The sequence below is a fragment of the Campylobacter sp. BCW_6467 genome (assembly GCF_001762855.1).
Taxonomy (GTDB): Bacteria; Campylobacterota; Campylobacteria; order Campylobacterales; family Campylobacteraceae; genus Campylobacter_D; species Campylobacter_D jejuni.
The window spans coordinates 1-7,105 of sequence record NZ_MJXP01000048.1; the positions used below are offsets into that span (position 1 = coordinate 1).

At 26.3% G+C, this 7,105-nt stretch carries 8 protein-coding genes and 2 pseudogenes; 2 read left to right on the plus strand and 8 right to left on the minus strand.

The annotated features are described in order from the left end of the window. The 8 genes and pseudogenes from AJ888_RS07240 to AJ888_RS09650 form a co-directional block, all read right to left on the minus strand. The coding region (locus AJ888_RS07240) for a hypothetical protein (protein ID WP_070296220.1) at positions 1-1,212 on the minus strand (1,212 nt) is incomplete at its 3' end. Further along, positions 1,209-1,673 (minus strand): hypothetical protein, encoded by a 465-nt coding sequence (locus AJ888_RS07245; RefSeq protein WP_070296221.1) that lies wholly within the window; start codon positions 1,671-1,673, stop codon positions 1,209-1,211. The genes AJ888_RS07245 and AJ888_RS07240, both read right to left, overlap by 4 nt. Positions 1,674-1,718: 45 nt before the next feature. After that, positions 1,719-2,634 (minus strand): annotated as a pseudogene (locus tag AJ888_RS07250) (ankyrin repeat domain-containing protein). Positions 2,635-2,644: 10 nt separating this feature from the next. Continuing rightward, positions 2,645-2,854 (minus strand): annotated as a pseudogene (locus tag AJ888_RS09585) (hypothetical protein); the annotation flags it as partial. Next, the gene (locus tag AJ888_RS09070; protein WP_002861561.1) at positions 2,844-3,059 is read right to left on the minus strand and encodes a hypothetical protein; all 216 of its coding nucleotides are present in this window, start codon (positions 3,057-3,059) and stop codon (positions 2,844-2,846) included. The gene AJ888_RS09070 and the pseudogene AJ888_RS09585, both read right to left, overlap by 11 nt. A gap of 214 nt (positions 3,060-3,273) precedes the next feature. Beyond that, positions 3,274-4,026 carry an ankyrin repeat domain-containing protein gene (locus AJ888_RS07255; RefSeq protein WP_002861560.1) on the minus strand — a complete coding sequence of 251 codons (753 nt, stop codon included), beginning with the start codon at positions 4,024-4,026 and terminating at the stop codon, positions 3,274-3,276. Positions 4,027-4,099: 73 nt separating this feature from the next. After that, the gene (locus tag AJ888_RS07260) at positions 4,100-4,504 is read right to left on the minus strand and encodes a hypothetical protein (protein WP_002861559.1); all 405 of its coding nucleotides are present in this window, start codon (positions 4,502-4,504) and stop codon (positions 4,100-4,102) included. Then, positions 4,497-5,135 (minus strand): hypothetical protein, encoded by a 639-nt coding sequence (locus AJ888_RS09650; protein WP_079861052.1) that lies wholly within the window; start codon positions 5,133-5,135, stop codon positions 4,497-4,499. Before AJ888_RS09650 ends, AJ888_RS07260 begins: the two co-directional genes overlap by 8 nt. 1,186 nt (positions 5,136-6,321) lie before the next feature. Between AJ888_RS09650 and AJ888_RS07275 the strand changes: the two genes are divergently transcribed. Both AJ888_RS07275 and AJ888_RS07280 read left to right on the plus strand, forming a co-directional pair. After that, on the plus strand, positions 6,322-6,783 hold the full coding sequence (locus AJ888_RS07275; protein WP_002861557.1) for a hypothetical protein: 462 nt from the start codon (positions 6,322-6,324) through the stop codon (positions 6,781-6,783). Next, complete coding sequence (locus AJ888_RS07280) at positions 6,784-6,993, plus strand: hypothetical protein (RefSeq protein WP_044780640.1); 210 nt, start codon at positions 6,784-6,786, stop codon at positions 6,991-6,993. The last annotated feature ends 112 nt before the right edge of the window (positions 6,994-7,105 follow it).

Consider the following 7,105-nt stretch of genomic DNA (forward strand, 5'->3'; position numbering starts at 1 on the left):
TAGTTGTTCATCTTTAGCATAAAGAAGCTTTTCTTCTAAAGAGCAATCAAAATTTAAAGGAAAAGGTTTTAAGGTATTTTTACTTAGAAATTTTTCCCAAAGTATAGAATTTTCTTTTTCTGAAAACTCCCAAAAATCATCTTTATTTTTATAAACATAGTCTTTATAATCTATAAAATTTACAAAATTGATATCTATATCTTTTTGTTTAGAAAGTATGCCTTGTATGTTTTCTTCTTCTGTGTTTTTTGGAATTTTGTTGTAATTAATAAGATAATAATTAAGTCTATCTTTGTTTAATTCTTGATTGTCAAGTTCATTTAAAAACTCTTTAGAATAATAATTTAAAAAGTAAGTATTTGCATATTCTTCTATATATTCTTTAAAACTTCTTTTATGAATTAATTTATCTTGATTAATGGGATAAGATTTTAAAGTATTATTTTTAGAATCTAAAGTATGATCATATCCTACAAAAAAATAAGAAAAATCCATAAAAGCATAATCAGCACTGATGCCTTTACAAAGATTTAAAAACATATTTTCAAGTTCTAAAATGATTTTATCTTCTTTGCTTAAATTTAATTCTTTTTGTATCTCATCTTGACTTTTTGGAGTAAAAGTATGATTGATTCTGTGATTATAATTGTTAATTAAATATTCTAAGCTTTCATCACTAAAATTAAAGCTTAGCTCAAGTGAAGAATTAAAATAAATATCATATTTATTAAAGCAGGGTGCTAAATTATCTTTTTCTATAAAAATATCAATTTGATTTTGAGAAAAATTTTCTCCTTTTTCATCCCAAAAAGGAAAATTAGGAGAAAGATTTTTAAGCATACCAATCTCTGCCAAATCATTTTTTTGATAATATCGATGTAAAATATATTTACTTTTATCCCTGCATAAACGATTATAAAATTGAGTATAATTTGAAGGTAAAAAATCAAGCCATTCATCATCGCCATGTAGATTTATGCCTTCAAATTGATCAACACTAAAATAAGCTTTAAACTCTTGCATAGCTTTTAAGGTATTTTCTAAATGCTTATTATAAAATTTGTCTTTATTGGCTTGTTTAAATTCAAACCAATCTTTGGCATTTAAACGCTCGCCTTTTAAGCTCCAAGCATTAAGATATTTTTCATCACTAAAAGTTTTAGTAGAAAAAAGATAAAAGCTTACTCGATTAGAGCTTAATGTTTGTTTCATTTAAAATCTTTTAAAGCATATAAAAAGTCTTTAATATCGCTTACTTGATCTTCTACCCAATCTTCTACCGTATAATCTTCATCACAATCGCTATCTTCATTATAATAATCTCCCCCTTCAAAGTCAGCAGGATCGTCATAAAGTTCCATTTCTATATGTTCTAATTCAAATTCCAAATCATTTATAAAATTTCGAAGATTTACGCCATTAAATTCACTTTTATCATATTCTAAAACAGCAATAAGATTAGGCGGCAAGGTAACTTTATATTTTACATCAACTTTTAAATTGCCATTTTCTACTAAATTTTTATATTCATAGCTTAAAATACTACTTATAAAAGCTCTTCGTTCGTATTTTTTTAAACCATATAAAGCATCTTTTAAATAATTATCATTTTCAAGATAGTATTTAAACACTTCTTGTATATATTCATCATCCAATAATTTTTTATTTTTCATTATCTTTCCTTATAATTTATTTTAGCAAAGTGAATTTCTATTCCCTCATTCACTTTCTTTAGCCTTTTTTATAGCATCGTTTAGTAATTTACAATATTTTTCTATATAGCTTTCATCTTTTTCGCACTCTTCACTATCCCAGTATATATTGTATTTTTTGTCAAGTTGAGCTGAAGTCATTGCTCCTGCATCTTTTAAAAGCTTTTTATTTCTAGATCCTTTTGCATTATCTAAAGGAGATGTTGGGGTGATAAAATTTACATTAGCTCCAAGTTCAATTAAAAGCTGTGTAAACCCTATAGGTTTCTGCTTCTTTTACAGCTTCAAATAAAAGGGTTTCATTGTATTCGCTTTTTGGATCAAGCAAGGTTTGCATATCTACATTAGCTCCTCCTTTAATAGCTAGTTCTAATAATTCATAATTATTTTGCATAACCCAAAAATGCATAGGAGTCCAACCAAAGCCATCTTTATGCACTTCAAATTTAGCTCCACGATTGACTAGATACTTAATGATTTGAGAATTTGGATTATCAGCATTGAGTATATAATCATAAATTAGGGCGTTTTGATAAATAATGGTATCTTCTACTTCTTCCATTAAGATGTATTTTTCATTAGCTTCTTTGATATATTTCATATCATGAAAAGCAAAGTTATATTTAGGATCTTTTAAACTTAATCCATACTCATCAAATAAATAATCTAAAATAGAAAAATCATTATTATTTTCTTCACAAGCATGTGCAGCTCTTATTATTAGATTAAAAGGATCAAATAAAGGAAAGTCTCCATCCTCATCTTTAATATTAAGCTCATAACAAGATATTTTTACAGGATAATCCTTTAAAATATCTTTTAGCTTAACTAAATCATTATTATCTATAATTTCAAGAACTAAATCTTCTAATTCATCTTTTTCTTGATAGCTCATAGCTTTGATATCTTCTAAGGTTTTCATTGTTTTTCCTTTAATTTTTTTGTATTTGTTTGTTTTTGTTTAATTCCTCTTCTATATTAGCAGGATTATTTAAATTTAATCTTTTTATGATAATTTTATTAGGTGCTGCTCATTTTATGTGATGTAGATACATTTCTTTAAATATTGTTTTTATGCTTCTGTGAGCATGTCTGTGGTAGATAAAACCACTTCTTGATCCTTTGTGTTTTTCATTGTCTTTCTTTAAATGGATGTAAAAAATTAAGTTTAGCCCAAGTGATTGCTAATTTTTCTGTAATCAATTTATAATTATTTTTATTATTTAGAGTAAAATTCATGTGTATTTGTTTTAAATCTTTATTTAAATTATAAAATATAAATTGAGAGTATTTTAACATTTCATCGCCACGACAAAAATGAATAAGATATTTACTAAATTTATACACTAAAGCTTAAATCATTTCTATCTTTACCGGTCCATTTAAAAATATCTTGCAAAAAATATATTTGTTTGTATTGAATATGGTTAAAATGTGTAAAATCCCAAAAACTAAATTGCAGTTTTAATTTAAAGGATCTAACTTGCGTTATTTTACGCATTTTTATCTCTAAGTTTTACCTAATAACCCAAGCTTATTATGGGTTATTAGTCTATCAAAATCATTTTTTAACTGCATATAAACGCATTTGTTTTTTTAATTCATCCCATTTATCAAAAGGTATAATTTCTCTTATCCATTCATCAGGATCGGTTTCATAGCGATAATCATCTTCACCATCTTCAGTCTTTCCAGCATATACAGCAGGTTCATCCCAAACCTCATTTTCCCATTGCTCCATATGTTTATCAAATCCATCTATTAAAGCTTCAACATCCCCATTGGCTTGATCTATTAAAATTTCAACAACAGGAGGCATTTTTTTATTAATAAAACTTAAATTCCATGCATTTAAAACAGATTGCAATATAACCATTCCATCTCCATAGGAAGTATCTAATAAACTTTCAGTTATGATATTTTCTTCCTTAAATTGTTTTAAAATACTTTCTTTATCATCAGTTAAATAAAACGGAATATCCATTTCGCTTTCATCTAATTTTTCTTCATACCTACCATGCTTTCTTTGCCAACTATCTTTAACATTATCAATCATTTTGGCTATATAGATATCATCATTATCGTAAGCTATATTAAAAGCTGTTTTACCATCATTATTACGGATAAAAGGATTGCAATCAATTAGCATTGCCACACCTCCTGCGCTACCTAGTCTTGCTGCATGGTGGAGTAGTGTATTGCCATTCTCATCTTGCATATTTGATAACTCTTCATCAACGAGTAAAATTTCAAGTGCTTTTATATCATTGTTTTCTAAAGCATTTAAAAAATAGCCAAAGTCTTTATTTCCCATGTTTTTCCTTAAAGGTAAATTTTTATTTAAATTTATTATTATAAATTCTTTAATTAGTTTAGTATTTATATCCTTAATTACTCCTTAGCCTTTTTATAGCCTCGTTTAAAAGTTTGGAACATTCATCACGATATTTACTTAATGGAGTTTTATTTAAAACTACTCCAGTAAAAATACCAACACCAGTTTCAGTCAAAGCTCTTACATTGGATTTTCCTTCTGCTTTAGCCAGAAAAAAATTCAATATTCCAAAATTCACTACTGTTATTTTATAACGCATGGTTTTCCAAAATAAAGAGTTGGCATCTATATCTAAACTCTCTATCCCTTTTTTAAAAGCTTCGGTAGCAAAACCTTCTGTAATGCCTAAGGCATAAGGAGCAACATCTCCAAATACTCCTAAATCCCTTTTATTGCTAGGAGTGTTTTGAGTTTCTTTGGAATAAAACTCTAAACTTCCATAAATGCTTTCATTCATCTTTTTTCTCTTTTCTGAGTTCCATTGCTTCTTTAAGGAAAGTGGTATTAATTTCGCTAAAACCGCTTACATGTGAAATGATTTTTTCAAATTCTTCATCACTTAAGCTTAGCAAATAAGGCATTACATGAGGTTTTATAATGGCATTAATTTTTTCACAACAACCTTTTGTTGGATCATCGCCAGCACTGAATAAACCAGGTTCAAGGTATTCTTTGGCCTTATCTCCAAAGGTGTATATCACTATATGTCCTGGAGAAGGTGAATATGAAATTTGACGATAATATATAAAAAAAGTTCCTAAAGGAAAAACCAAATCATTTTTGATATAATACTCAATCACAAGTTTTTCTTTTGTGATATAAATTCTTTTAATATTTGCCATTTTATAGATCGCTCGTGCAAATGTATATATGCCCAAAAGAAATATAAAAAAAACTATAAACCATTTATAATCTATTTCTTTGCTAGGATTAAATAATCTAGGAAATAAATAAAGAAAAAAACATAAAAGCACAATATATGTTATCCAAAAAAGCAAAAACAAAGGTATATGCTTTTTTCCTTCCCAAATGATTTCATCTTGAGTGTCTTGTTCTTTGATTTCTGTGTTATTGTTTGTTTGGCTCATTTTTATCCTTATTTAATTCTCAATTCCTCAATTTTTAAAAAGTCCAAATCAAATCGTGGTGAGATTTTACTATGCCTACTCTTAAAAATTCATAGTTTTTCAAATCAATTTTGCTTAAATATTCTTGCGTTTGGGGTTTTATTATTGCATACAATTCTTGGATATTATTGCTTCTGAGTGGATCTAAAAACGAATATGCATTATAAATTTCCTCGCCAAATTTAGATATAGTTACACTATCGGCATAAATAGCAGTAAATGTGTGTGAAAGATAACAAAAATAAAAACTTCCAATCTCAAAAATTTTATCTTTGCCTTACAATAAGGTCTTTATCTGTGGCATAAATTTCTTTTGTGTTGAGTGTTCGCAAAATTTCCATAAGATAACCAAACATAACAATCATAAATATAAGGCTTATTATACCGAATAATACTATATCCCAAATCCCTTTATCAAAAGCTTGATATAGCTTTTAGTTTTTTCCATTATTATTTATCCTTTCTAATAAAATCTAAAAGTCTTTGATATTCATTGAAAAATTTTATATAAAGATATTACAAGATAATTCATTATATTAAAATAAAAAATAATTATTTCTTATAATTATTTTGTAAAATATTATATAATAATATTATTATTTAAAATTAATTTTATTATATGTTAATAAATATTAGTATATTATAGTTACTATAAATATATATAAAATTATAGAAAAAGGAACTTTTATGCAAAATTTAATTAAACTGAGTTTATTAAGTGTAGTTACTGCTTGTGTTTTTTCTGCTTGCTCTTTAGAGCCAAAAAAGTATGTAATACTATGAAGATCCAAAAAATCCTACAGAGTTAGAATCTAAAATCAAAGAATGTGCAAATGCTTATAAGGCAAGTTATTTTAAATCATTTAATTACAAACCACAAGTAAGCACAAAAGAACTTATGGAACAAGCTAGAGAAAATATAAAAATATAAATGAATGATCTTTTTCAAACTCTGGGTGAAAGCATAAAGCAAATCGACTTCCACCCACGCTTTCTTAGGACTTACCAAAGGCAAAAGTCCTGATGAGTTAGATAAAATAGATGAAACATTAAGACAAGAATATCTTAAAAACAAAGAATTTAAATTAATTAAAAGTATTAAGTAGATTGGTTATAATAAAACAATTTATCTATATTAGGAGTAAATTTGCAAATTCCTATTTATTCTAAACTCAAAGAAAAACTAGAAAGCAAAGGAATAGACAATATATCAAGTGGACAAATTGCTTGGTTTGTGTGTAGCTTGATTCTTGCTTTGGTGACTTATATTATTCTAACTTTTCACTACATTTACATTAGTTATGGTAAATATGATAAGAATTTATTTTTATTAATATTTGATAGAAATGCAATAGAGTTATTTGTTATTGTATATTCTTGCATAATGTTTAATTTATTATATATTTATAATGCCATTCCTTTGGTTTTATCTGCGGTATTTATATTTTTAGCATTTTATTTTTCTAGTTTAAGCTTGTTTATTGTTGGTTGTTGTGGTATAGGAGTATTTTTCTTAATATCCATTTTTAAAAGAAAGTTTATGTTTAGTGTTTTACTATTCGCCTTGCTTTTTTTATGGACTGGCAACATATTAGAAAGGATTTTATAAATGAAATATTATGCAACGATTTATATTGATGAGTTTTTAGAATATGAAATATTAGTTAGTCTTTATAATGGAAACGGCTTAGATTTCACCCACGCTTTCTTAGGACTTACCAAAGACAAAAGTCCTGATGAGCTTGATAAAGCAGATGAAACATTAAGACAAGAATATCTTAAAAACAAAGAATTTAAATTAATTAAAAGTATTAAGTAGATTGGTTATAATAAAACAATTTATCTATATTAGGAGTAAATTTGCAAATTCCTATTTATTCTAAACTCAAAGAAAAACTAGAAAGCAAAGGAATAGACAATATATCAAGTGG

Bases quoted from the DNA above. Each gene is read 5' to 3' on its own strand.
- AJ888_RS07245 (WP_070296221.1), bottom strand. From the start codon at position 1,673: ATGAAAAATAAAAAATTATTGGATGATGAATATATACAAGAAGTGTTT.
- AJ888_RS07255 (WP_002861560.1), bottom strand. From the start codon at position 4,026: ATGGGAAATAAAGACTTTGGCTATTTTTTAAATGCTTTAGAAAACAAT.
- AJ888_RS07260 (WP_002861559.1), bottom strand. From the start codon at position 4,504: ATGAATGAAAGCATTTATGGAAGTTTAGAGTTTTATTCCAAAGAAACT.
- AJ888_RS09650 (WP_079861052.1), bottom strand. From the start codon at position 5,135: ATGAGCCAAACAAACAATAACACAGAAATCAAAGAACAAGACACTCAA.
- AJ888_RS07280 (WP_044780640.1), top strand. From the start codon at position 6,784: ATGAAATATTATGCAACGATTTATATTGATGAGTTTTTAGAATATGAA.